Below are 23,050 nucleotides of genomic sequence, written 5' to 3'. Positions count from 1 at the left end.
CCTGCGTCGCCGCGCTCCGCTATCGTGCCAGTCGATCACGCGTGGGATCGATCCACGCCGGGGGCGAATCAGGACGGCGCGGCCACCCGCGAATCCGTCGGAGGGGGACGTAGCAGTGACGATCACCAGCGACCAGCGGGGCTTCGCACCCGGCCCGCGGACCGGTGGCGCGCCACGACGCGGCGCGGCACCCGATCTCTGCCGGCTCACGATCCTCGCCGCGCACACGCAGGTCGACCTCGCCGTTCCGGCGTCGGTCCCGCTCGCGATGCTGATCCCGGGTGTCCTCGACACCATTCGCGGCCATCACGGCGAGAACGACTTCGACGACTCGCACGAGCAGCTCGAACCCAGCGAGTGGGTACTGGCGAAGATCGGCCAGGCGCCGCTGTCGTCGACCCTCACCCTCCAGGAACACGGCATCCGCGACGGGGACCTCCTCGTTCTCGAGCACGCCGACACCGCGGCTCCCCCACCGCTGTTCGACGACATCATGTACTCGGTGGCGCTCTCGGGCGCCGACACCGAGAAGGAGTGGTCACCCGCATGGGCACGCACGATGGGCGCGATCGCCGCGGTGGCGCTCACGGCGACGGCGTCGTTCTCGCTGCTGTGGGCCGAGGCCGGGACGAGTTCGTATCTCGCCGCCGGTGCGGCCTTCTTCGCCGCCGTGGTCTTCCTCGTCGCCGGTTCGGTCGTCGGTCGCGTGTACGGCGACACCGGTGCCTCGCTCGTGCTCGGCACGTGCGCCCTTCCGCTGTCGCTCACCGCGGGCTTCCTGTTCGTTCCCGGTGCGGTCGGTGCGCCACACGTTCTGCTGGGCGCGGCGCTGGTCACCGCGACGGCGATTCTCCTGCTGCGCGTCTCTGGCGTCGGGACGACGACCTACACCGCGACGGCCCTCGTGTCGCTCGCGACCGCCGTGGCGGCGACCGTCGACACCCTCGCCGACGCACCGACGTACCGGCTCGGCGCGGGCGTCGTCGGCGTCGCGCTGCTGCTGCTCGGGGCCGCGCCCCGGCTCGCGATCCTGCTCGCGAAACTCCCGCTGCCTCCCGTACCGGCGCCGGGCACCTCGGTCGATCCCGCCGAGGACGACCCGGACGACGCCCGGACCATGCCGACGTTCGACGTGCTGGCCCAGCGCGCCGCGCAGGCACGGCGGTATCTCACCGGCATCGTCGTCGCGTCGGTCGTACTCACGGTCGTCGGATCGCTGCTGGCGGCCCGCGGCGAGAACGACACGATCGTGTACTGGCCCGGCATCCTTCTGTCCTTCGCGGCAGCCGTCGTCCTGATGTTCCGGGGCAGGACCTACGGCAGTGTCCGCCAGGCGGTTCCGTTGATCGGCGGAGGCACCGTCCTCGTCGCGGCCCTGCTCGTCGGTGCCTCGATCACGACGTCGGCGATGGCGCTCGTCGTCTTCGGAGTCGTGTTGCTCGGCGTGCTCGGCGCCCTCGCCCTCGGCTTCCTCGCGCCCACGCAGTCCTTCTCGCCGGTGATGCGCCGGGCCACCGAGCTGGTCGACCTCGCGATCATCGCGACGGTGCTGCCACTGGTGTGCTGGGTCCTCGGCCTCCACGCCCTCATGCGCGGGCTGTGAAGCGCCTCGCAGCACGATCGGTCCTCGTCGCCGCGATCGCCGCACTGACGGCGGGTATCGCGCCGGGACCGGCCGGTGCGATCGTCCCGCAACCGATCATGCCGAACCTCACTCCGCCGCCCGCTCCGCTGCCGGCCGAGGAGAAGCACCGATGCTTCAGCGGCGGTGTCGAACCCGTCGGCGACTCCCCGTCCGTCCCCTACCCGCAGGCGATGCTCGACTTCGCGTCGGTATGGCCGTTCACGACCGGGGCCGGGCAGAAGGTGGCGGTCATCGACACCGGAGTCTCACCGCATCCCCGACTGCGCATGCTGGCGGGCGGCGGCGATCTCGTGGGCGGGGGCGACGGACTGCAGGACTGCCAGGGCCACGGCACCCTGGTCGCCGGCCTGATCGGTGCCGCACCGGCACGCGGGTCGGGTTTCGCCGGTGGCGCCCCCGACGCGGAGATCCTGTCGATCCGCCAGACGAGCGACTATCACCGCCCCCAGGGACGCAGCGAGGGCGATCATGCCGAGACCTCGGCGAGCGACGAAGGCGGCTACGGCTATCTCACCGACCTCGCCCGCGCGATCCGGACCGCAGCGGACGCCGGGGCGACCGTCATCAACATCTCGGTCGTGACGTGTTCACGCGGCGGCATCGGGCCCGACGACGCCTACATCGGTTCGGCGCTCGACTACGCGGTCAACGTGCGTGACGTCGTCGTCGTCGCGGCGGCCGGCAACGTCGGGTCCGGGTGCGAGGCACAGAATCCGATCGATCTGCCGACCGATCCGACCGTCAGCCCGTGGGATTCGGTCTCGCTCGCCTCGACGCCGGGGTGGCACGACGATCTGGTTCTCACGGTCGGCTCGATCGATCAGAACGGCCGTCCCAGCGACTTCTCGCTCGCAGGCCCGTGGGTCGACGTCGCGGCCCCGGGCAGCCGGGTGACGTCCCTCTCGCAGAAGTCCGACCGAATGGCCGTGGCCGACGGAACGTCGTTCGCCGCTCCGCTCGTGTCCGCGACCGCCGCACTGGTGCGGTCCTACCGGCCTGAGCTGAACGCACGCCAGGTGATGGAACGCATCACGCGCACAGCGCATTCGGGTGCGGAGGATCGCGGACTCAAGATCGGGTACGGCGTCGTCGATCCGCTCGCCGCGGTGACGTCGGAACTGCCGTTCGAGGGTGCGTCGGTCGAAGAACCCGATTCGGTTGCCGTCGCGGCGCCCCAGGCCCCACCCGTCGCAGATCCACGGCCGCGGACGGTCGCGCTGACGGCAGCGGGAATCCTGGTGGTGCTGTTCGGGCTCGGTATCGCCGCATCGTTCCCGCTCGGCAGACGCCTGCGTGCGCGCCCGGCATCACGCCGCGGCCGCTGATCGCCGATTCTCCGTACGACCTCGCCGGCCGGACTCGGCTCCGTCCGGCGAGGTCGTCGTCAGTTGGCGGGGGTGACGGCCACGGAGCCCTGCGCAGCGGCCATTCCGTCGTGTGCGACGAGTGCATCGCTCCGCGACAACACCGGGCCGGGGGCCAGCAGGTCGAGCACCGGCCACGGCGCGAGTGCGGGATGCGCGGGGGCACCGAGCGCCGAAGCCGCGGGGTGCGACGACCCGCCCGTCTGTGATGCTCCGCCGTCGGCGAGCCCGTAGCGAACGCCGGTGTCGGACAGCACGAACACGCTGCCGACCCGCTGACTGTCGGGCGAGATCCCGGTCGACTGGACGAATCCCGACGCACCCGGCTGCACCCACACCGCGTCGGCGTTGTCGCCGGGACCGTCGGCCTGCGCGAGCGTGACGGTGCGCGCGTCGGCGGGCATCGGGAGCGACCGGCCCGCGATGAGGCCGACGGAGGCGTTCCGCGTCCCGTCGACATCGGAGTCGGCGAGCTTGGTCCACGACAGGCAGCCGACGGGATCGCTTCTCGTGTCGACGATGTCGAGGGCCGCGGTGGGGAACGTGCCGACCGCGACGTCGTCGACCTGGGCGATCTTGTTCACGACGTCGGGACGCACCTGCGGGATCTCGAGTGCACCGAGCCCGTTCGTCTCGAAGACGATGTCCGCCACCGGCTTCGAGACGCGCTGGACACCACCGAGCAGGACGAGGTAGTACTCGGTGGCGTCGTCGCTTCCGGTGCGGACGACCGAGCCGACGGGCACGCCGAGCCGGTTGTCGGCGGGTTCGCGTCCCTGGCCGCCGATCTCGGGCGCCGCGATGCGCGGCTGCTCGGGCAGCGCGTTGAGCAATGCCTTGCTCACCGGCCGCGGGACCACGTCGCCGAGCCCGTACGCCTTTCGTACCGCAGCACTGTCGAGGTCGATCTGCGCGCGGGCACCGCGATGGACGAGATACGTCGTGCCCGAGTTCGACACGAGCATGGCCTGATCGTCGCCGAGTTCGAATCGTCCGTCGCCGAGGTCGGTGTCGCCCACGAGAATCGACGTCTCGAGCGGACCACCGCCGTCGGCGGTCACGGTGTCGCACACGGTCCACGAGGCCTGCTGCGCCTCGTTCAGCGCCGAGGGCGCACCCGGAATGCCCATGAGCGGCCCGCGCGGACGGCTCGCGATCTCGTCGTCGGCGACGACGGCGGGCTCGTCCGGGGAGCCGAGGATCAGCCGCGCCGACGCGAGGTTGAGCACCGGCCGGAAGGTGTCCTCGTACGCGACGTACATTGCGCCCGAGTCCTTTCCGACGACGATCGCGGAGTCGCCGATCTTGTCCTGCGGCCGGAGCAGGGCGAGTGCGCCGCACCCCGCGAGCCCGACGCTGGCGGCGACGAGGCCGACGGTGAAGGCCCGCGACTGCGACCGCATCGGGTCGTGCAGCATCCGGACATCGCGCCGGACGAGCGCGTGCTCCATCCGCCGGACCAGAAACCGGTATCCGCTGACCTGCCACCTCGTGGTGGGTGTGGACGCCATGGTGCTCCCCCTTACCGCACAGCTTTCGCGGGCACACGTTACAGTTCCCCTCGCGGCCGCCGCTGCGCACACCTGCTGTGGGGCGGCCGGCATCGGAGTTCTCGGGGGGAGTGGACATGTCTCGGTCCCAGCTCGCGCACACACGCTCGGGTTCGGGCGTCGCGCGCGTCGCGCCCGTGCACGTCGTCACGGCGCAGGCGATCGGACTCGCGATCGGCATCGTGGTCGCCGTGTGCGGTGCGCCGATCTGGGCGGGCGCCGCGGTCGCGGTCGTCGTCGCCGCGGCTCTGCTCGTCCGCATCGGCGGCTGGTCGACGATCGAGTGGCTCGGGACGGCGCTGCGCTACCTGCGCAAGCAGCCCTATCAGCGGCCTCGGGTCGAGAACTTCCAGGTGGGCAACGGCCAGTCGGTCGGCCTCTGCTGGAACGGTACGAGCGTCGTCGCAGTCGTCGAAGTGCAGCCTCCGCTCGGCGACCTCACTCGCATCACACGCGACGGATTCGAGGCGACGCACGAGTTGCCGGCCGCGGCGATCGCGTCGTGCCTGCGTCAGCACGACATCACGCTGAGCGGGATCGACATCGTCTCGCACGGCTACCGCGCCGCGCCCGGCACGAGGGCGACCGAGGTGTACGACGCCCTCATCGGCCCGCTGCCCGCGACGGCGACCCGGATGGTCTGGCTCGCACTGCGGCTCGACGCCGTCGGCAATCTGGACGCGATCGCGAGCCGCGGCGAGGGCGCCGAGGGCACCGCACGCGCGGTGACGGTCGCCGCGACGCGCGTCGTCCGCTCACTCGCCGACGCGGGCTGCCGTTCTCGCATTCTCACGGCACCCGAGATCGAGACGGCTGCTCAGCACATCAGCCGCGGTGTCGATCCCGCGGAGCTCACCGAGTCGTGGAACCACGCGCCCCTTCCCGGCGTGTGCAACACCGGCTACGCGATCGAACCCGCAGCGCTCTCCCAGGAACTGCTCGCGAAGCTGTGGGCTCCCGCGAGCCTGGGCACGACGGTCACGTTGCGACTGCGTCCCGCCGGGCGCGACGGCGTCGTGTCGGTGAGTGCCGCCGCGCGCATCACGACGCGCGAGGTGCCGGAGCCGATCGCGGCGAAGGGCCTCGTCTCGATGCAGGGCCGCCACCGTGCTGCTCTGCTCGCGAACCTTCCTCTCGCGCTTCCCGATCTCGAGGACGTCCTGCCCTCCGGCGACGTCCCGGTCACTCGACTCGACGACCTCGGTCTCGTTCCCGCGGGGTGTGGTCAGCTCGTCGGATCCGACGACTCCGGCACCGGCATCGCGGCACGTGTCACGGGTGCGGGTGTCGCGAACGTGTTCGTCGCCGGTGAGCTGTATCTCGCGCATCAGCTCGTGTTCCGGGCCGTCGCGACGGGTGCGCGGGTGCTCGTCCACACGGACCGGCCCGACTCGTGGTCGCCGCTGATCGACGCCCTCGGCTCCCCGGACCGGCTGCGGCTCGCCGGGGTCCATCTGCCGAGCGAGGGCGCGTTCAACACCGTGCTCTTCGACGGCGTCGCGGCGCTCCCGCCCCGCGCTGGCGTGACGGCCGTGTATCTGTTCTCGGATCCGTCGCAGTGGCCGCACTCGACGCCGGACCTGTCGATCGTCCAGCCGGACGCCGTGGGTCAGCGGATCCGGCTGACGACCGGTGGCAGCAGCATCGATCTGATGGTCATGACGATTCCCGTCGAGACGGCCTTCATCGGCAGCCCGAGAACCCCGGTGTACGCGGGTGCGGGCGCGCGTCACGACGGAGCGCGATACCGCGAGCAGCCCGCGCCGCAGTACGTGGCCCCCGCTGCCCAGCAGCCTCCGGCGTTCGCCGAGCCGCCCACCTTCCAGGCGCCGCCGGCACTGCAGGACCCTCCAGCGTTCCGGGAGCCCCCGGCGTTCCAGGAGCCGCCGGCCTTCCAGGAACCCCCTGCGTTTCGCGAGCCCCCGCCGTTCCGGCCACCGAACGGCCACGAGCCGGGCCGGGCCGACGACGGCCGATTCCGCGACGACCGCTACTAGCCCGGGTACGGCCCTGCGGCCCGTGCCGCAGGGCCCACCACACGAGCTGATCGACCATCTGGTTCGCGTGATCGGACGCCATGTCGTCGTGGACCTCGGCTCCCGATGCGAAGCGCTTGCGCGCGCGATCGAACGACACCGCCCGGCGGACGGGCATCATGTGGAGTTCGATCGCGACGAGGCGCAGCTGCTCGACGGCGAGCCGGCCACCCGACGGCCCGCCGTAGGACACGAAGCCCACGGGCGTTCCTCGCCACTCCGTCGAGTAGCTGTCCAGCGCGGTCTTGAGGGACGCCGGGTACCCGTGGTTGTACTCCGACGTCACGACGACGACGGCCTCCGCATCGGCGATGCGGGGGCGCAGCGCCTCGGTCGCGGCGGAGTCGGTGAGGTCGGCAGGGAGCGGGTGATCCGCGAGGTCGACGAGATCGAGCGCGACGTCCGGACGTGACGCGGCGGCGACGAACCACGCGGCTACAGCGGGCGCGATACGGCCTGGGCGGATCGAGGCGACGAGGACGAGAACGCGGACGGGTGAGGCATCGGACGCCGGCATGGCGTCATGGTAGATCCCGGTGCTGCGTGCGGTGGCTCGGTACGTGGGTGGGTCAGCGCGCCGGGTAGCCGGCGGCGACGAGCGCGTCGTTCGTCGGGACGCCGAGCGCGCGCGCCGTCGCGTGCACGACGGTGGCGGGCTGCACGGTGAATCCACTGGCACCGTCGATCCAGTCGATCACGTGCCGGGGCCGCAGTCCCAGCGCGAGGGCGAGCTGGTTCGGGCTCATCCCCTTCGCTTCGAGCTGACCGCGAACGAACGTTCCCCAGGCTTCACGAGGCATGCGCGGCAGCATAACGCTCTCGGGTTTCGGTGTCGTCCGGAGGTTCCTCGGATCGAAGAACATCATGTGGTCCCTCCACAGCATTCGGTGTGTGAGCGCGTCTCGCGCGTCGTGAGATTGCGGGCGCCGAGCTGGTCGTCGGGCGGGTAGTCGACCCCGACGAGGCACAGCCCGTGAGCGGGCGCGACGAGCACCGCGCTCGAACGGGCACGTTCGTGCAGCAGCGACGCGAGCCACTCCTCGTCGCGTCGCCCCTCCCCCACCGCGAGCAGGGCGCCGACGAGGCTGCGCACCATCGACCAGCAGAAGGCGTCGGCGGAGACCGATGCGACGACGAGGTCGCCGTCGCGGCGCCAGTCGAATCGCTGCAGTTCGCGAATGGTGGTGGCGCCCTCCCTGCGTTTGCAGAAGGCCGCGAAGTCGTGCAGGCCCAGCAGCCGCGCGGACGCGGCCTGCATGGCGTCGACGTCGAGCGCGCGCGGGTGCGCGACGGTGTCACGAGCGCGCAGCGGCTCGGCCCCGAACGGCGCCGTCGTCAGCCGGTACTCGTAGTGGCGCCGCATCGCGGAGAATCGAGCGTCGAACTCCGCGGGAGCCCGGGTGATCGCGGTGATCCGCACGTCCTCCGCGACGAAGCGCGCGAGCCTGCGCACGAGGCAGTCGGGTTCGTCCGGGACCAGCTCGGCCGGGACGTCGACGTGCGCGACCTGCCCGGTGGCGTGCACACCCGCGTCGGTCCGGCCCGCGACGGTGAGCACGACGGGCGTCCGGAGCACTGCGCCGAGCTTCTCCTCGAGTTCGCCGCACACGGTGCGCAGGCCGCGCTGGCGCGCCCAGCCCGAGAAGTCGGTGCCGTCGTAGGAGACGTCGAGACGCAAACGAACGAGCCCGCCGTCGGCGACGGCGGGCTCGTTCGGTTCAGCGTGTGCCGGGTTCAAGAAGAACTAGTCCTTCTTCTTGTCTCCGTCGGCCTCGTCGGCGTCGACGGCGTCCGCTGCGGTCGCGGTCTCGTCCTCGACACCCTCGACGACGGCGTCGGCGTTCTCGACCTCGGCGGTGGTGGCCTCGGCCTCGACTGCCTCGACGACGTTCTCGGACTCGTCGGCTGCCGGAGCGGACTGCGACGCGGCGACGCGGCGTGCGCGATCCGCCTCGGACGTCACGGTCTTCTCCTTGACGAGCTCGATGATCGCCATGGGCGCGTTGTCACCCTTGCGCGGCACCGTCTTGACGATGCGCGTGTAACCACCGTTGCGGTCCGCGTAGAACGGGCCGATCTCCTCGAACAAGGTGTGGACGACATCCTTGTGGCGGATGACCTTCAGCACCTCACGACGCGACGCCAGCGTGCCGGCCTTCGCGTGCGTGACGAGCTTCTCGGCGTACGGGCGAAGCGCCTTGGCCTTGGCCTCGGTGGTGGTGATGCGACCGTGCTCGAAGAGCGCGGTTGCCAGATTGGCGAAGATCGCCTTCTGGTGCGAAGCCGACCCGCCGAAGCGGGCACCCTTCTTGGGCTTGGGCATGATGTTCTCCTAGAAAAGGGACTCGAACGGCTAGAGCTGCTCGGTCTCTGCGTAGTCCTCGTTGCCGTCGGCGTCGCCGAAGGAACCTGCGTCGGTGTCGCTCCACGTCCCGGTCGCCGCGTCGTAGCCCGCCACGGTGGACGGATCGAACGATGCGGGGCTGTCCTTGAGGGACAGTCCGAGCGAGTGCAGCTTGACCTTGACCTCGTCGATCGACTTCTGCCCGAAGTTGCGGATGTCGAGCAGGTCGGACTCCGTGCGCCCCACGAGTTCGCCCACGGTGTGGACGCCCTCGCGCTTGAGGCAGTTGTAGGACCGGACGGTGAGGTCCAGGTCCTCGATCGGGAGTCCGAACGCGGCGATGTGATCCGCTTCGGCGGGCGACGGGCCGATCTCGATGCCCTCGGCCTCGACGTTGAGCTCACGGGCGAGGCCGAAGAGCTCGACGAGGGTCTTGCCCGCCGAGGCGAGCGCATCCCGCGCCGTGATCGAGTTCTTCGTCTCGACGTCGAGGATCAGGCGATCGAAGTCGGTGCGCTGCTCGACACGAGTCGCCTCGACCTTGTACGTCACCTTGAGCACGGGCGAGTAGATCGAGTCGACCGGGATGCGGCCGATCTCTGCGCCCGCCGCCTTGTTCTGGACGGCGGGGACGTAGCCGCGGCCGCGCTCGACGACGAGCTCGATCTCCAGCTTTCCCTTGTCGTTCAGGGTGGCGATGTGCAGATCCGGGTTGTGCACCGTGACGCCGGCGGGCGGCACGATGTCACCGGCGGTGACGTCGCCCGGTCCCTGCTTGCGGACGTACATCGTGACGGGCTCGTCCTCTTCGGAGGACACCACGAGGCCCTTGAGGTTCAGGATGATGTCGGTGACGTCTTCCTTCACACCGGGGACGGTGGTGAACTCGTGCAGCACGCCGTCGATACGGATGCTCGTGACGGCAGCACCGGGGATCGAGGACAGCAGGGTTCGGCGAAGCGAGTTGCCGAGGGTGTACCCGAAGCCAGGCTCGAGAGGCTCGATGACGAACTTGGAACGGTTGTCGGCGATGACCTCTTCGGTCAGCGTGGGTCGCTGAGAGATGAGCATGTTGTTTCCTCCTGTACGGGCGCCCGCTATTTGACGCCCACGAATGGGGAGAAGAGAGGCCTGCGGCTCGTGCGTGACTCCGGCCTCGGGACCGGAAAGTCACGCACGAGCGCGCAGCGCCTTACTTCGAGTAGAACTCGACGATGAGCTGTTCCTGCAGCGGGACGTCGATCTGCGCCCGCTCGGGGAGCTGGTGCACGAGGATGCGCAGGCGGTTCGGGACGACCTGGAGCCAGCCCGGGATCGGGCGATCGCCCTGGGTCTCGCGTGCGATCTGGAACGGCACGGTCTGCAGCGACTTGTCGCGCACGTCGACGATGTCGTACTGCGAGACGCGGTAGCTGGGGATGTCGACCTTCTGGCCGTTGACCGTCAGGTGACCGTGGGTCACCATCTGGCGGGCCTGACGCCGCGTGCGAGCGATGCCCGAACGGTAGACGACGTTGTCGAGGCGCGACTCGAGGATGCGGAGCAGGTTCTCGCCGGTCTTGCCCGGGCGGTTGACCGCTTCCTCGTAGTAGCGACGGAACTGCTTCTCCATGACGCCGTAGGTGAAGCGAGCCTTCTGCTTCTCCTGCAGCTGGAGCAGGTACTCGCTCTCCTTGATCCGCGCGCGGCCGTGCTGGCCGGGCGGGTAGGGGCGACGCTCGAACGCCTGGTCTCCTCCGACGAGGTCGACACGGAAGCGACGCGACTTGCGAGTAACGGGGCCGGTGTAACGAGCCATGTTCTTCTACCTTCCTTTCCCGTTAGACGCGACGCCGCTTGGGCGGACGGCAGCCGTTGTGCGGCTGGGGGGTGACATCGGAGATGGTGCCGACCTCGAGTCCGGCAGCCTGCAGCGAGCGGATCGCCGTCTCGCGGCCCGAACCGGGGCCCTTGACGAAGACGTCGACCTTCTTGACGCCGTGCTCCTGCGCCTTGCGGGCAGCGTTCTCGGCGGCGAGCTGTGCGGCGAACGGGGTCGACTTACGCGAACCCTTGAAGCCGACGTGGCCGGACGACGCCCACGAGATCACGTTTCCGTTGGGATCGGTGATCGAGACGATGGTGTTGTTGAAGGTGCTCTTGATATGAGCGGCACCGTGCGGAACGTTCTTCTTGTCCCTGCGGCGCGCCTTCTGGGTCTTCTTGGGACCGGTGCTACGTGACTTGGGAGGCATTACTTCTTCTTTCCGGCGACGGTGCGCTTCGGGCCCTTACGGGTGCGCGCGTTGGTCTTGGTGCGCTGGCCGCGAACGGGCAGGCCGCGACGGTGCCGCAGGCCCTGGTAGGACCCGATCTCGATCTTGCGGCGGATGTCCGCCTGCACCTCACGGCGCAGGTCGCCCTCGACCTTGAGTTCCGAGCCCTCGATGTAGTCGCGGAGCTTGGTGAGGTCGTCGTCGGTGAGGTCCTTGCTCCGCAGGTCCGCGCTGACGCCGGTCGCGTCGAGAATCTCGTGCGAGCGGGTACGGCCGATGCCGTAGATGTAGGTCAGTGCGATCTCCATCCGCTTTTCGCGGGGAAGATCGACACCCATGAGTCGTGCCATGTGGCATGTCCTTCTTCGGTGTGCGGAGGTCTGCTCCCAGTCCGTCCCTCACGCCCCGCGATGTCGCGATTCGAGTGGGGCCCCGGCCTCCGTGCCGGGGGTGGACCGATGGTGCGTGTTCCGTCGACTCACGTCGAGGGAGCACGCCTGTCACATCGGCTGGTGCTGAGAGGTCTTCGTTGCTTGCTTTCAAGCCGTGCCTCGAGGAGGCGGTGATGCTCAGCCCTGGCGCTGCTTGTGGCGCAGGTTCTCGCAGATCACCATGACCCGTCCGTCACGACGAATCACCTTGCACTTCTCGCAGATCGGCTTGACGCTCGGCTGAACCTTCACGTCCTGATCTCCTTGATGTGGTGGGCGCGGCACGTCGGCGCGCTGCGCTCACTGCTGTCCGGGCCGGACGGCCCGGAACGCTTACTTGTAGCGGTAGACGATGCGGCCGCGTGAGAGGTCGTAGGGCGAGAGCTCCACGACCACTCGGTCTTCGGGGAGGATGCGAATGTAGTGCTGACGCATCTTTCCGCTGATGTGGGCGAGAACCTTGTGGCCGTTCTCGAGCTCGATGCGAAACATCGCATTGGGCAGCGGCTCGACCACTCGTCCCTCGACCTCGATGGCTCCGTCTTTCTTGGCCATATCCTCCGCGATCCGTGTCGGGTGCGACCGGGGTTCCCCGGCCTGCCTGATGTGCATGTCTTCCGATACTGTGGCGCGAACGGCGACCGGCGAACACGCAGATCACGGGCCGGATGGCCCGGCAGTGGACATGCGATCGACCGGCGCGCAGCACGCACCGCCTCACCATGTTACGGGAAATGCCCGACCAGGCCAAATACCGTCGTCGCCGTGCCCTCTGGCAGCATCGCGACCATGCGCGCAGTTCTGCAACGAGTGACGTCGGCGTCGGTCACGGTCGACGGCGAGATCGTCGGTGCGATCGATCCCACGGGCCGCCCTGGCGGGCAGGGCCTGCTCGCCTATGTGGGTGTCACGCACTCGGACACTCCCGCGTCCGCGGACGAGCTCGCGCGCAAGATCCGGTCGCTGCGCATCCTCGACGGCGAGCGCTCCGCGTCGGACGTCGACGCCCCGATCCTCGTGATTTCGCAGTTCACCCTCTACGGCGCGACGGCGAAGGGCAGGCGGCCGTCGTGGACCGCTGCCGCTCCCGGAGCCGTCGCCGAGCCGCTCGTGGACCGCGTGGTCGCCGCCCTCCGCGAGCAGGGCACGACCGTCGCGACCGGCCGTTTCGGGGCGCACATGACGGTGTCGTCCGTCGGCGACGGCCCGATCACGATTCTCGTCGAGGTCTGACGAGCCGCACACGTGCAGTGGCCGGCTACTCCGGGCGGAGCGTGAGGATCCGGGGCCCGTCTTCGGTCACGGCGACGGTGTGCTCCCAGTGCGCGGCGCGCGAGCCGTCCGCCGTGACGACGGTCCACTCGTCGTCGAGGACGTCGGTGTCCTCGGTTCCCAGCGTGAGCATGGGTTCGATCGCGAGCACCGAGCCGACGACGAGGTGCGGGCCCTTGCCCGGGGCGCCTTCGTTCGGGAGGAACGGATCGAGGTGCATCTCGCGCCCGATCCCGTGTCCGCCGTAGCCGTCGACGATTCCGTACCGGCGGCCGTCACGACGCTCGGCCTCGCGCGTGCCGTTCTCGATCGCGTGGGAGACGTCGGTGAGCCGGTTGCCGTCGATCATCGCGGCGATACCGGCGTTCATGGAGAACTCGGTCGCGGCGCTGAGTGCGGCGTCGGCCTCGCTCGCCGTGCCGACCGCGAACGTCCACGCCGAGTCGCCGTGCCACCCGTCGAGGATCGCACCGCAGTCGATCGACACGAGGTCGCCGTCGGCGAGCACGTCGGACGCGGACGGGATGCCGTGGACCACGCGGTCGTTGACGGACGTGCAGATCGAGCCGGGGAACCCGTGGTAGCCCTTGAACGACGGCACGGCGCCGGCGTCGCGAATGGTCGCCTCGGCGATCGCGTCGAGGTCGAGCGTGCTGACGCCGGGCTTCGCCGCCGCACGGACGGCGACGAGCGCGGACCCGACGATCGCGCCGGCCGCGGCCATCGCGTCGAGTTCGCCGGCCGTGCGGAACGGCACGACCTTGCGCTTACGGCCGAACGCCATCGCTCGACTCCTTCCGACTACGTGCCGAGCGATGCCAGGACGCGCTGGAACACGTCCTGGACGTCGCCGACGGCGTCGATCGTGACGAGTTCGTCGGCGTAGTACTCGAGCAGCGGTGCGGTCTCGGCACGGTAGACGCGCATCCGGTTGCGGATGACGTCCTCGGTGTCGTCGGCGCGGCCACGGGCGAGCATCCGCTCGACGACGACGTCCTCGTCGACGACGAACGACACGACGCCGTCGAGCTTGGTGTCGAGGTTGCCGAGGATGCGGCCGAGTGCGTCGGCCTGCGGGACCGAGCGAGGGAACCCATCGAGCAGGAAGCCGTTCTTCGCGTCGGGCTCGGCGACGCGCTCCTCGACCATCTTGTTCGTGATCTCGGCGGGGACGAGGTCGCCGGCATCCATGTAGCGCTTGGCCTCGAGTCCGAGCGGCGTCTGCTGGCCGATGTTGGCCCGGAAGAGATCGCCCGTCGAGATGTGCGGAACACCGAAGTGCTCCGAGAGGAGGGCGGCCTGCGTGCCCTTACCGGCGCCGGGAGGACCGAGCAGAACAAGTCTCACTTGAGGAACCCTTCGTAGTTGCGCTGCATCAGCTGGGATTCGATTTGTTTCACGGTGTCGAGCGAGACGCTCACCAGAATCAAGACAGCGGCGCCGCCGAAGATGCTGGTCGCGGTCTCACTGCCCGAGAGGAAGAAGTGCGGCAGCGTCGCGATGGCCGCGAGGTAGATCGCGCCGACGACGGTCAGGCGCATGAGGACGAAGTTGAGGTAGTCCGCAGTGGGACGCCCGGGGCGGATGCCCGGCACGAAGCCGCCGAACTTCTTCATCTCGTCTGCGCGCTCTTCGGGGTTGAACGTGATCGAGACGTAGAAGAACACGAAGAACACGATCAGCAGGAAGTAGATCGAGATGTAGACCGGGTTGCTCGGGTTCACGAAGTACTCGTTGATGATCCGCTGCCACCACGAGGGCTCGGCCGCCGTCGCGGCGCCTGTGAGCTGCGCGATGAGGTTCGGGAGGTAGAGCAGCGACGACGCGAAGATGACGGGGATGATGCCGGCCTGGTTGACCTTGAGCGGCAGGTACGTCGACGAGCCGCCGTACATCTTGCGGCCGACCATGCGCTTGGCGTACTGCACCGGGATGCGGCGCTGGCCCTGCTCGACGAAGACGACACCGGCGATGACGGCCAGCGCGGCGACCATGATGAGCGCGAAGGTCAGGCCACCCTGCGTCTCGAGGAGGCTCGAGCCCTCCGACGGCAAGCGCGACGCGATACCGGCGAAGATGAGCAGCGACATGCCGTTGCCGACGCCCTTCTCGGTGATGAGCTCACCGAACCACATGACGAGTGCGGCACCGGCGGTCATGACGAGGACGATGATGCCGAGCCCGAACACGGAGTCGTCGGCGATGATCGGGAGCTGGCAGCCCTGCAACAGCTGACCCTGCGCGGCGAGCGCGACGATGCCCGTCGACTGCAGCACCGCGAGCGCGACGGCGAGATAACGCGTGTACTGCGTCATCTTGGCCTGTCCGGCCTGGCCTTCCTTACGGAGCTGCTCGAACCGCGGAATGACGACGGTGAGCAGCTGCACGATGATGCTGGCGGTGATGAAGGGCATGATGCCGATCGCGAACACCGACAGCTGGAGCAACGCTCCGCCCGAGAAGAGGTTGATCAGCGAGTAGATGCCCGCCTGATCGCCACCCGAGATCTGGTCGATGCATTGGCGGACGTTGCCGTAGTCCACGCCCGGAGACGGAACGAGCGCGCCGACGCGATAGAGCGCGACGAGTCCGAGCGCGATGAGGATCTTCCGCCTCAGGTCCGGGGTCCTGAGGGCCGAGACGAAGGCGGAGAGCAACGATCCTCCTGTGCTTGGCGGCTTCGACGTCGAGCGATGTGGGCACACGCGCCCGCTCGAGATGGCTGAACTCTAGAACTCTAACAGTGCCCCACTGCCGGACTCGTGCGCACCGGCGTGGAGCGGCTACGAGCGTACGCCCGCGCGGGACGGGGACCGAACGCCGATGGCCGCAGTACAGCGTGACGCTGTACTGCGGCCATCGGACGCGGCGATCACAGTTCGGTGGTGCTCCCACCGGCTGCGGCGATCTTCTCCTTGGCGGAGCCGCTGAACTTGTCGACCGTGACCTGCACGGCGACGTTCAGCTCACCCTCACCGAGAACCTTGACGGGCTGGTTCTTGCGAACCGCACCCTTCGCGACGAGATCCGCGACGGTGACGGCGCCACCCTCGGGGAACAGTCGCGCGAGGTCGCCGACGTTGACGACCTGGAACTCGACGCGGTTCGGGTTCTTGAAGCCCTTGAGCTTCGGCAGACGCATGTGCAGCGGCATCTGGCCACCCTCGAACGCCGCGGAGACGTTCTTGCGTGCCTTGGTGCCCTTGGTGCCGCGGCCTGCGGTCTTGCCCTTGGAGCCTTCACCGCGACCGACGCGAGTCTTGTCGGTCTTGGATCCCGGCGCGGGGCGCAGGTGATGCAGTTTGATGGTCATGGTCAGACCTCCTCAACCGTGACGAGGTGGCGCACGACGTTGACCAGGCCGCGATTCTGCGGGCTGTCCTCACGGACGACCGACTTGCGGATGCCCTTGAGGCCCAGCGTGCGCAGCGAGTCGCGCTGGTTCTGCTTGGTGCCGATCGTGCTCTTGATCTGCGTGATCTTGATGTTCGCCATTACTTCACGCTCCCGGCCTGGGCGCGTGCACGAAGCATTCCGGCGGGAGCGACGTCCTCGACGGGCAGCCCGCGACGTGCGGCGACTTCCTCCGGACGCTGCAGACCCTTGAGGGCTGCGACGGTCGCGTGCACGACGTTGATCGCGTTGTCGCTACCGAGCGACTTCGACAGGATGTCGTTGATGCCCGCGCATTCGAGGACGGCACGCGCCGCGCCACCGGCGATGACACCGGTACCGGGGCTGGCCGGACGCAGGAGCACGACACCGGCAGCGGCCTCACCCTGGATGGGGTGCGTGATGGTCCCGCCGATCATCGGGACGCGGAAGAAGTTCTTGCGAGCTTCCTCGACGCCCTTCTGGATTGCCGCGGGAACTTCCTTGGCCTTGCCGTAGCCGACACCGACGAGTCCGTTGCCGTCGCCGACGATCACGAGAGCGGTGAAGCTGAAGCGCCGACCACCCTTGACGACCTTCGAGACGCGGTTGATGGTGACGACGCGTTCGATGTGGTTCGACTTCTCCGCCGCATCGCGACGGTTGTCACGACGGTCACCACGACCGCCGCGGCCCTCGTTGTTGGTGTTGGGGCCATTCTGTCCGGCGGGTCCGCTTCCGCCGTCACGCCTTTGACGTCCCGGCATCAGGCTGTCCTTCCGTTGGTCGTGCCGTGAGAGATCATGCTGGTCATCAGAACTTCAACCCGCCTTCGCGAGCGGCGTCCGCCAGGGCCGCGATGCGGCCGTGGTAACCGTGGCCACCGTGGTCGAAGACCACTGCCTCCACGCCAGCTGCCTTGGCACGCTCTGCGATCAGCTGACCGACCTGAGCGCTCAGGGTCTTCTTGTCGCCCTCGGCCTGACGCAGTGCGGCTTCGGTGGTCGACGCCGCGGCCAGCGTGTGGCCGGCGAGGTCGTCCACGAGCTGCACGTGGATGTGGCGCGAGGAGCGATTGACGACCATGCGGGGCCGCTCGGGGGTGCCGGAGATCTTCTTGCGCAGACGGAAGTGACGACGCGTCTTCGACAGACGACGCCGCGTCGCGGCGTCCTTGCCCAGCGGGATGCGCTTGGCCTTCTGGTTTGCAGTCTGGCTCATATCACTTACCCGTCTTTCCGACCTTGCGGCGGATCTGTTCACCCTCGTAGCGAACGCCCTTGCCCTTGTACGGGTCGGGGCGACGCAGACGGCGGATGTTCGCCGAGATCTGGCCGACCTTCTGCTTGTCGATGCCGGAGACCGAGAACTTGGTGGGCGACTCGACCGCGAAGGTGATGCCCTCGGGCGCCTCGATCGGCACCGGGTGGCTGTAGCCGAGCGCGAACTCGAGGTCCTTGCCCTTGAGTGCGACGCGGTAGCCGACGCCGTGGATCTCCATCTTGGTGACGTAGCCCTCGGTCACGCCCGTGACGAGATTCGCGACCAGCGTGCGCGAGAGGCCGTGCAGCGAGCGGTTGCGGCGCTCGTCGTCCGGACGCGACACCGAGACGGTGCCGTCCTCGTTCTTCGCGATGGTGATCGGCTCGGGCAGCGTGAGCGAGAGTTCGCCCTTCGGTCCCTTGACCGTGACGTCCTGGCCGTCGAGCGTGAACTCGACTCCGGACGGAACGGCGATGGGCAGCTTTCCAATACGCGACATTGTGGTGGCCTCCCTTACCAGACGTAGGCGAGGACTTCCCCGCCCACTCCTCGATTGGCCGCCTGGCGATCGGTGAGCAGGCCGGCGGACGTCGAGATGATCGCGACGCCGAGGCCGCCCAGGACCTTGGGCAGGTTGGTGGACTTTGCGTACACACGCAGACCCGGCTTGGAGACACGGCGCACGCCGGCGAGGCTGCGCTCGCGGCTGGGGCCGTACTTCAGCGTGACGACGAGGCTCTTGCCGACCTCGGCGTCTTCGGTGCGGTAGTCGGAGATGTAGCCCTCCTTCTTCAAGATCTCGGCGATGTTCGCCTTGATCTTGGAGTGCGGGGAGGTCACCTCGTCGTGGTACGCCGTGTTGGCGTTGCGCAGACGTGTCAGAAAGTCTGCGATCGGATCGGTCATGGTCATGACAGATCGACAACCTTTCTCGCAGCGGTTCCCATCCAGCACGCGCGGACGACGCCGGAGTTCACCGGTATCGTTCGACACATCGTGGGCCTACCACGAAACGAAAGAGCGTCCTGACCGACTGTTGCCGGTCAGGGTCGTTGGCCGCGAGGTACCGTGCGTTGGACGCACGTGTGCCCCGGCAACTGTTCCAGTGTAGAGGACGCCCAGTTCGCGGGCCAAATCACCGATCGTCGCCGAGGGACTCGACGTCGGTGAAGCCGGTCGACTCGTGAGCGCGGCGCCGCAGTGCGTAGGTGATCACCCACAGCACGACGCCGATTCCGATCATGCCCGCCGCGATGCGGTACTGGATCATCTGTTCCGACGTCCGGGCCCAGGGTCCCACGAGGAACAGGCACACCGCCGCGCCGACGACGGGAATCCACGTGGGCGCGACGAAGAAGCCGCGCCCCGGCTTGCGCTTGAGCACGAGGCACGCGATGTTGACGACCGCGAAGACGACGAGCAGCAGCAGGCCGGTCGTGCCGGAGAGTGCCGCGACCATCGACGACTGCGCGAACCGATCGACGACGACGATCAGTCCGACAGCGAGCGCCGTCGAGAAGACGATGGCCACCCACGGTGACCGGCGGCGGGGCAGGACTGCGCCGAGGATCGGGGGAAGTACCCCCTGCCTGCCGAGGCCGTAGAGCAACCTGCTGGCCATGAGCATGTTGATGAGCGCGGTGTTGGCGACGGCGAACACGGTCAGGTACGGGAAGATCTCGTCGATCGGGAGGGACGGCGCGCCGACCCTGACGACGTGCAGCAGGATCCCCTCGTCTCCCGAGTCGTAGTCGACCGGCAGCACCGCGACGACGGCTACCACCACGAGAACGTAGGTGAGGCAGGCGATCCCGAGCCCCGAGAGCATGGTGCGCGGGAAGATCCGCTCGGGATTCTTCGTCTCCTCGACCATGTTCACGGAGTCCTCGAAGCCGACCATCGCGAAGAACGCGATGGTCGTCGCGACGGTGATCGCCAGGAACCAGCCCTTGTCGTTCGGGTCCTCGAAGATCACGAGGTTGCGGATGTCGCCGTCACCGCTCCCCCGCGCCGCCGCGGCGAATCCGATGCCGATCACGATCGCGAGCGCGAGGATCTCGACGAGGGTGAGGACGACATTGAACTTCACCGATTCCCCGACGCCCCGCAGGTTGATGAGCGCGAGCACCACGATGAAGCCGACAGCGACGAGCAGCTCCGCGGTGCCGCCGTCGGGGACGTCGAACCAGCCGAGACCGTTCTCGCGGCCGAACGTCTCGTCGAGACCCGCGAGGAGATTGCCGGCGACGACGGACGACGACGTCGACGCGCTCGTCACGCCCGAGCAGATGACGGCGAACGCGACGAGGAACGTCACGATGTGCAGGCCGAAGGCCTTGTGGGTGTAGAGCGCGGCGCCCGCCGCCTGCGGGAACTTCGTGACGAGTTCGAGGTACGAGAAGGCGGTAAGGGTCGCGACACCGAACGCGAGGACGAAGGGCAGCCAGGCGATACCCCCGACCTGCGCGGTCATCTGACCCGTGACGGCGTAGATGCCGGCGCCCAGGATGTCGCCGACGATGAAGAGCAACAGCAAGCCGGGCCCGATGACGCGCTTCAGCGCGGGACCGTGACCCGGAGTCTCGCTCTCCGCCACCTCACACCACCCGTCGCACGACTCCCTCCAGTATCGAGACGAGTCGTCTCGTGTGGTCGGGTTTTCGCGGGAGCCGATCTGCCGCGAGAGAACGCTCACACTTGCTGCGCCATCGAGTCTCATCTCGACGAGGACGACGGGACGATGCGAGCCGAGATCCCACGTGCGGTCGTCTTCACGCCACCCGCTGCCTTCCTCACTCTTACCCCGCTCGTGCCATTGCTGCCGGAGCAGGAACGTCCCGTCGTGGTGGACGCGGGTGCCGGCACGGGGATCGCTCTGGAGGCGTTGTTGCCACTGCTGCCGGACGCGCCCGGGTTCACGCTGTGGACATCTCGGCCGACATGATCGCATCGGCAAGGAGAAGTTCCCGGACGTAGCGTGGGAGCAGGGCACTGCCGGGGGTGAGACCCCGGAACGACGAAGGGCACGGACTCGATTCGAGTCCGTGCCCTTCGTTTTCGGTTGTCGCCGTGTGGCGTCAGCTCACCAGGAGCTCTTGTGGACGCCGGGCAGTTCGCCCGCGTGTGCCATGTCCCGCAGGCAGATTCGGCACAGGCCGAACTTGCGGTAGACCGAGTGCGGACGGCCGCACTTCTGGCAACGGGTGTACGCGCGAACCGCGAACTTCGGCTTCTTGTTGGCCTTGTTGACCAGTGCCTTCTTCGCCATGGACTCAGTTCTCCTTGAACGGGAAGCCGAGGTGCTTGAGCAGGGCACGGCCTTCTTCGTTGTTGGTGGCGGTGGTGACGACGGTGATGTCCATACCCCGCGGGCGATCGATCTTGTCCACATCGATCTCGTGGAACATCGACTGCTCGTTGAGGCCGAACGTGTAGTTGCCGTTGCCGTCGAACTGGTTGCCGTTGAGGCCACGGAAGTCGCGGATACGGGGCAGCGCGATCGACACGAGGCGATCGAGGAACTCCCACATCCGGTCGCCGCGCAGCGTGACGCGCGCGCCGATCGGCATGCCCTCACGCAGCTTGAACTGCGCGATCGACTTGCGTGCCTTGCGGATCTCCGGCTTCTGGCCCGTGATGAGGATCAGGTCCGAGACGGCGCCGTTGATGAGCTTCGCGTCACGCGCTGCGTCGCCGACACCCATGTTGACGACGACCTTGACGACGCCGGGGATCTGCATGACGTTCGCGTAGTCGAACTCGCTGTTCAGCGAGTCACGGATCTCTTCGCGGTACCGGGTCTTCAGACGCGGCACGAGCTTGTTCTCAGTGGTGGTCATGTCAGATGTCCTTCCCGTTCTTGCGGGAAATCCGAACGCGCTTGCCGGTCTCCTCGTCGGTCCGGTAGCCCACGCGGGTGGGGTTTCCGTCGGAGTCGACGACCGCGACGTTGGAGACGTGGATGGGGGCTTCCTGCGTGACGATTCCGCCCGAGGACGCGCCGCGTTCGTTCGCCGAGACGGCGGTGTGCTTCTTGATCCGGTTCACTCCCTCGACGAGGACCTTGCCGGTCGCCGGGAAGGCCTGGATGACCTTGCCCTTGGCGCCCTTGTCCTTGCCGGAGATGACCAGCACGGTGTCACCCTTGTGCACCTTCATCACAGCACCTCCGGGGCGAGCGAGACGATCTTCATGAACCGCTTGTCGCGCAGCTCGCGGCCGACCGGGCCGAAGATGCGCGTGCCGCGCGGATCGTTGTCGGGCTTGATGAGGACGGCGGCGTTCTCGTCGAACTTGATGTACGACCCGTCCGGACGACGACGTTCCTTGGCGGTACGGACGATGACGGCCTTGACGACCTCGCCCTTCTTGATGTTGCCGCCCGGGATGGCGTCCTTGACGGTCGCGACGATGACGTCGCCGATCCCGGCGTAGCGGCGCGACGATCCACCGAGAACGCGGATGCAGAGAATCTCCTTGGCACCCGTGTTGTCGGCGACGCGCAGCCGCGACTCCTGCTGAATCACTGACTTCTCCTTGACCTGGATTGTGTGACGACGCCGCACGAATTCCGTGAGGGAGTTCGCGGTGTGGAGTCGTCGTGCGCGCCGGATATCCGACCCGATCACGCGCGGTCCTGCCCGCCGATCCGGCCTCGCGGCCGACGCGACGGACACACGCGCCTCCGGCAGTGCCAGAGGCAACCGTTCCAGTCTAAGGGAAAGCCCAGCTCGTGTCCAAATCGCTGCTGGTCGAGCAGCGGTGGCCGCGCGGGCTGCCCCGTCCCGGATTCGGGCTACTTCTTCTCGGCCATCTCGACGAGCTTGGAGGTGTTCTGCGCAGTCCGGACCGCGGCGATGACGAACTCGAGGCTCACCCGTGCGAGTGCGAGGTACACGATGGCGATCAGCGCACCCACGACCAGGGTGGCGAGCCCCGAGACGATGCCGTCGACGAACGCCGCCGCGACGAACGCGACGTAGCCGAGACCGACGAGGACCATGAGCAGGATGTAGAGCACACGGACGACGGACGGCGCCGCGAAGCGGTTGAAGGACAGGTCGAACAGGGCCGCCATGAATCCGGTGTCGCTCGACCCACCGGTCGGTGCACCGCCCGGCTGCGGATATCCGGCCGGGTACTGCCCGGGCTGCGGCTGCCCGTACTGGGGCTGGCCGGGCTGGGGCTGACCGGGGTGCGCGTACTGCTGCTGCCCGCCCCACGCTCCGGGCTGGCCGTACTGCTGGTACTGCGGCTGACCGTACTGCGCCCCGGGGTACTGCTGGCCGCCCGGCTGCTGCTGACCGCCCGACTGCTGCTGCTGCTGAGCGCCGTAGTACTGCGCGCCCTGCTGGTCCTGCTGCTGGCCGGCGTCGTACGGCGAACCCGGGTACTGCTGGCCGCTCTGCTCGGCGCCGCCGTTGGGATCGGTGCCGCCGGCGTTCGTCGAGTCGTTCATCTGTGTCTCCCCCTGCGGTCGTGGTCACGTTCCGGTCCTCCGGAACGCCGAGCGCACAGT

General features: G+C 68.4%; 30 protein-coding genes and 1 pseudogene. 5 read left to right on the top strand and 26 right to left on the bottom strand.

Annotation, left to right across the window (positions count from 1 at the left end; all coding sequences use genetic code 11):
• Nucleotides 1-115: 115 nt before the first annotated feature.
• Nucleotides 116-1,603 carry a type VII secretion integral membrane protein EccD gene (eccD, locus tag RR1_RS22555; protein ID WP_010840011.1) on the top strand — a complete coding sequence of 496 codons (1,488 nt, stop codon included), beginning with the start codon at nucleotides 116-118 and terminating at the stop codon, nucleotides 1,601-1,603.
• Nucleotides 1,600-2,970, top strand: a complete 1,371-nt coding sequence (gene mycP, locus RR1_RS22550; RefSeq protein WP_010840012.1) for a type VII secretion-associated serine protease mycosin — start codon at nucleotides 1,600-1,602, stop codon at nucleotides 2,968-2,970. Before eccD ends, mycP begins: the two co-directional genes overlap by 4 nt.
• 59 nt (nucleotides 2,971-3,029) lie before the next feature.
• Here the strand turns inward: mycP and eccB are convergent, their stop codons facing one another.
• Nucleotides 3,030-4,520 (bottom strand): type VII secretion protein EccB, encoded by a 1,491-nt coding sequence (gene eccB, locus RR1_RS18695; RefSeq protein WP_010840013.1) that lies wholly within the window; start codon nucleotides 4,518-4,520, stop codon nucleotides 3,030-3,032.
• 116 nt (nucleotides 4,521-4,636) lie between these two features.
• Between eccB and eccE the strand changes: the two genes are divergently transcribed.
• On the top strand, nucleotides 4,637-6,556 hold the full coding sequence (gene eccE / locus RR1_RS18690) for a type VII secretion protein EccE (RefSeq protein ID WP_040775233.1): 1,920 nt from the start codon (nucleotides 4,637-4,639) through the stop codon (nucleotides 6,554-6,556).
• Here eccE and RR1_RS18685 read toward each other — a convergent pair.
• The 10 genes and pseudogenes from RR1_RS18685 to infA form a co-directional block, all read right to left on the bottom strand.
• Nucleotides 6,553-7,112, bottom strand: a pseudogene (locus RR1_RS18685) (NADPH-dependent FMN reductase). The gene eccE and the pseudogene RR1_RS18685 sit on opposite strands and share 4 nt — an antisense overlap.
• A gap of 52 nt (nucleotides 7,113-7,164) precedes the next feature.
• Complete coding sequence (locus RR1_RS18680; protein WP_143153926.1) at nucleotides 7,165-7,395, bottom strand: helix-turn-helix domain-containing protein; 231 nt, start codon at nucleotides 7,393-7,395, stop codon at nucleotides 7,165-7,167.
• A 62-nt stretch (nucleotides 7,396-7,457) separates the two neighbouring features.
• On the bottom strand, nucleotides 7,458-8,273 hold the full coding sequence (gene truA, locus RR1_RS18675; RefSeq protein WP_040775235.1) for a tRNA pseudouridine(38-40) synthase TruA: 816 nt from the start codon (nucleotides 8,271-8,273) through the stop codon (nucleotides 7,458-7,460).
• A gap of 66 nt (nucleotides 8,274-8,339) precedes the next feature.
• Complete coding sequence (gene rplQ, locus RR1_RS18670; RefSeq protein WP_010840017.1) at nucleotides 8,340-8,918, bottom strand: 50S ribosomal protein L17; 579 nt, start codon at nucleotides 8,916-8,918, stop codon at nucleotides 8,340-8,342.
• Nucleotides 8,919-8,948: 30 nt separating this feature from the next.
• Complete coding sequence (locus tag RR1_RS18665) at nucleotides 8,949-10,010, bottom strand: DNA-directed RNA polymerase subunit alpha (RefSeq protein WP_010840018.1); 1,062 nt, start codon at nucleotides 10,008-10,010, stop codon at nucleotides 8,949-8,951.
• Between the two features lie 121 nt (nucleotides 10,011-10,131).
• A complete protein-coding gene (rpsD, locus tag RR1_RS18660; protein WP_010840019.1) occupies nucleotides 10,132-10,737 on the bottom strand; it encodes a 30S ribosomal protein S4 in 606 nt (201 codons plus the stop codon).
• 22 nt (nucleotides 10,738-10,759) lie between these two features.
• Nucleotides 10,760-11,173 (bottom strand): 30S ribosomal protein S11, encoded by a 414-nt coding sequence (gene rpsK / locus RR1_RS18655; protein WP_003938066.1) that lies wholly within the window; start codon nucleotides 11,171-11,173, stop codon nucleotides 10,760-10,762.
• A complete protein-coding gene (rpsM, locus tag RR1_RS18650) occupies nucleotides 11,173-11,544 on the bottom strand; it encodes a 30S ribosomal protein S13 (protein WP_040775202.1) in 372 nt (123 codons plus the stop codon). Before rpsM ends, rpsK begins: the two co-directional genes overlap by 1 nt.
• Nucleotides 11,545-11,763: 219 nt before the next feature.
• Nucleotides 11,764-11,877: a 50S ribosomal protein L36 gene (rpmJ, locus tag RR1_RS18645; protein WP_010840021.1), complete on the bottom strand. Its 114-nt coding sequence runs from the start codon at nucleotides 11,875-11,877 to the stop codon at nucleotides 11,764-11,766.
• A gap of 81 nt (nucleotides 11,878-11,958) precedes the next feature.
• Nucleotides 11,959-12,180: a translation initiation factor IF-1 gene (gene infA, locus RR1_RS18640; protein ID WP_003418601.1), complete on the bottom strand. Its 222-nt coding sequence runs from the start codon at nucleotides 12,178-12,180 to the stop codon at nucleotides 11,959-11,961.
• A 234-nt stretch (nucleotides 12,181-12,414) separates the two neighbouring features.
• On the opposite strand from infA, the gene dtd reads away from it, so the two are divergent.
• Nucleotides 12,415-12,858 carry a D-aminoacyl-tRNA deacylase gene (dtd, locus tag RR1_RS18635; protein ID WP_010840022.1) on the top strand — a complete coding sequence of 148 codons (444 nt, stop codon included), beginning with the start codon at nucleotides 12,415-12,417 and terminating at the stop codon, nucleotides 12,856-12,858.
• A 25-nt stretch (nucleotides 12,859-12,883) separates the two neighbouring features.
• Here the strand turns inward: dtd and map are convergent, their stop codons facing one another.
• The 10 genes from map to RR1_RS18585 all read right to left on the bottom strand — a co-directional run bounded on the left by map (nucleotide 12,884) and on the right by RR1_RS18585 (nucleotide 20,128).
• Entirely contained in the window at nucleotides 12,884-13,681 is a 798-nt protein-coding gene (gene map, locus RR1_RS18630) for a type I methionyl aminopeptidase (protein ID WP_010840023.1), read from the bottom strand.
• Nucleotides 13,682-13,698: 17 nt separating this feature from the next.
• Nucleotides 13,699-14,244, bottom strand: coding sequence for an adenylate kinase (locus RR1_RS18625; RefSeq protein WP_010840024.1), 546 nt, complete (start codon nucleotides 14,242-14,244; stop codon nucleotides 13,699-13,701).
• The gene (secY, locus tag RR1_RS18620; protein ID WP_010840025.1) at nucleotides 14,241-15,554 is read right to left on the bottom strand and encodes a preprotein translocase subunit SecY; all 1,314 of its coding nucleotides are present in this window, start codon (nucleotides 15,552-15,554) and stop codon (nucleotides 14,241-14,243) included. Before secY ends, RR1_RS18625 begins: the two co-directional genes overlap by 4 nt.
• A 215-nt stretch (nucleotides 15,555-15,769) precedes the next feature.
• Nucleotides 15,770-16,210 carry a 50S ribosomal protein L15 gene (gene rplO, locus RR1_RS18615; protein WP_010840026.1) on the bottom strand — a complete coding sequence of 147 codons (441 nt, stop codon included), beginning with the start codon at nucleotides 16,208-16,210 and terminating at the stop codon, nucleotides 15,770-15,772.
• Nucleotides 16,211-16,212: 2 nt separating this feature from the next.
• Complete coding sequence (gene rpmD, locus RR1_RS18610) at nucleotides 16,213-16,392, bottom strand: 50S ribosomal protein L30 (protein ID WP_010840027.1); 180 nt, start codon at nucleotides 16,390-16,392, stop codon at nucleotides 16,213-16,215.
• Nucleotides 16,392-17,036 (bottom strand): 30S ribosomal protein S5, encoded by a 645-nt coding sequence (rpsE, locus tag RR1_RS18605; RefSeq protein ID WP_010840028.1) that lies wholly within the window; start codon nucleotides 17,034-17,036, stop codon nucleotides 16,392-16,394. Before rpsE ends, rpmD begins: the two co-directional genes overlap by 1 nt.
• A gap of 46 nt (nucleotides 17,037-17,082) precedes the next feature.
• Nucleotides 17,083-17,490, bottom strand: a complete 408-nt coding sequence (rplR, locus tag RR1_RS18600) for a 50S ribosomal protein L18 (protein ID WP_010840029.1) — start codon at nucleotides 17,488-17,490, stop codon at nucleotides 17,083-17,085.
• A 1-nt stretch (nucleotide 17,491) separates the two neighbouring features.
• Nucleotides 17,492-18,031: a 50S ribosomal protein L6 gene (rplF, locus tag RR1_RS18595; protein WP_010840030.1), complete on the bottom strand. Its 540-nt coding sequence runs from the start codon at nucleotides 18,029-18,031 to the stop codon at nucleotides 17,492-17,494.
• 14 nt (nucleotides 18,032-18,045) lie between these two features.
• Nucleotides 18,046-18,444, bottom strand: coding sequence for a 30S ribosomal protein S8 (gene rpsH / locus RR1_RS18590; protein WP_010840031.1), 399 nt, complete (start codon nucleotides 18,442-18,444; stop codon nucleotides 18,046-18,048).
• A 223-nt stretch (nucleotides 18,445-18,667) separates the two neighbouring features.
• Entirely contained in the window at nucleotides 18,668-20,128 is a 1,461-nt protein-coding gene (locus RR1_RS18585; RefSeq protein ID WP_010840032.1) for an APC family permease, read from the bottom strand.
• Between the two features lie 144 nt (nucleotides 20,129-20,272).
• On the opposite strand from RR1_RS18585, the gene RR1_RS18580 reads away from it, so the two are divergent.
• Nucleotides 20,273-20,476, top strand: coding sequence for a hypothetical protein (locus RR1_RS18580; RefSeq protein WP_051111321.1), 204 nt, complete (start codon nucleotides 20,273-20,275; stop codon nucleotides 20,474-20,476).
• A gap of 138 nt (nucleotides 20,477-20,614) precedes the next feature.
• On the opposite strand, the gene RR1_RS18575 is transcribed toward RR1_RS18580, so the two are convergent.
• From RR1_RS18575 to RR1_RS18555, 5 genes are all read right to left on the bottom strand, one after another.
• Nucleotides 20,615-20,800: a type Z 30S ribosomal protein S14 gene (locus RR1_RS18575; RefSeq protein ID WP_010840033.1), complete on the bottom strand. Its 186-nt coding sequence runs from the start codon at nucleotides 20,798-20,800 to the stop codon at nucleotides 20,615-20,617.
• Between the two features lie 4 nt (nucleotides 20,801-20,804).
• Complete coding sequence (rplE, locus tag RR1_RS18570; protein ID WP_010840034.1) at nucleotides 20,805-21,371, bottom strand: 50S ribosomal protein L5; 567 nt, start codon at nucleotides 21,369-21,371, stop codon at nucleotides 20,805-20,807.
• Nucleotide 21,372: 1 nt separating this feature from the next.
• Nucleotides 21,373-21,690 carry a 50S ribosomal protein L24 gene (gene rplX, locus RR1_RS18565; RefSeq protein ID WP_040775218.1) on the bottom strand — a complete coding sequence of 106 codons (318 nt, stop codon included), beginning with the start codon at nucleotides 21,688-21,690 and terminating at the stop codon, nucleotides 21,373-21,375.
• A complete protein-coding gene (gene rplN, locus RR1_RS18560; protein WP_040775237.1) occupies nucleotides 21,690-22,058 on the bottom strand; it encodes a 50S ribosomal protein L14 in 369 nt (122 codons plus the stop codon). Before rplN ends, rplX begins: the two co-directional genes overlap by 1 nt.
• A 269-nt stretch (nucleotides 22,059-22,327) precedes the next feature.
• Nucleotides 22,328-22,990, bottom strand: a complete 663-nt coding sequence (locus RR1_RS18555; RefSeq protein WP_010840037.1) for a DUF4282 domain-containing protein — start codon at nucleotides 22,988-22,990, stop codon at nucleotides 22,328-22,330.
• Nucleotides 22,991-23,050 lie beyond the last annotated feature (60 nt).

The sequence above is a fragment of the Rhodococcus rhodnii NBRC 100604 genome (assembly GCF_001894925.1).
In the GTDB taxonomy this organism is placed as follows: Bacteria; Actinomycetota; Actinomycetes; order Mycobacteriales; family Mycobacteriaceae; genus Rhodococcus_F; species Rhodococcus_F rhodnii.
The sequence above is the reverse complement of the archived record's forward strand: the minus strand, read 5'-3'. Positions and strand labels throughout refer to the sequence as shown.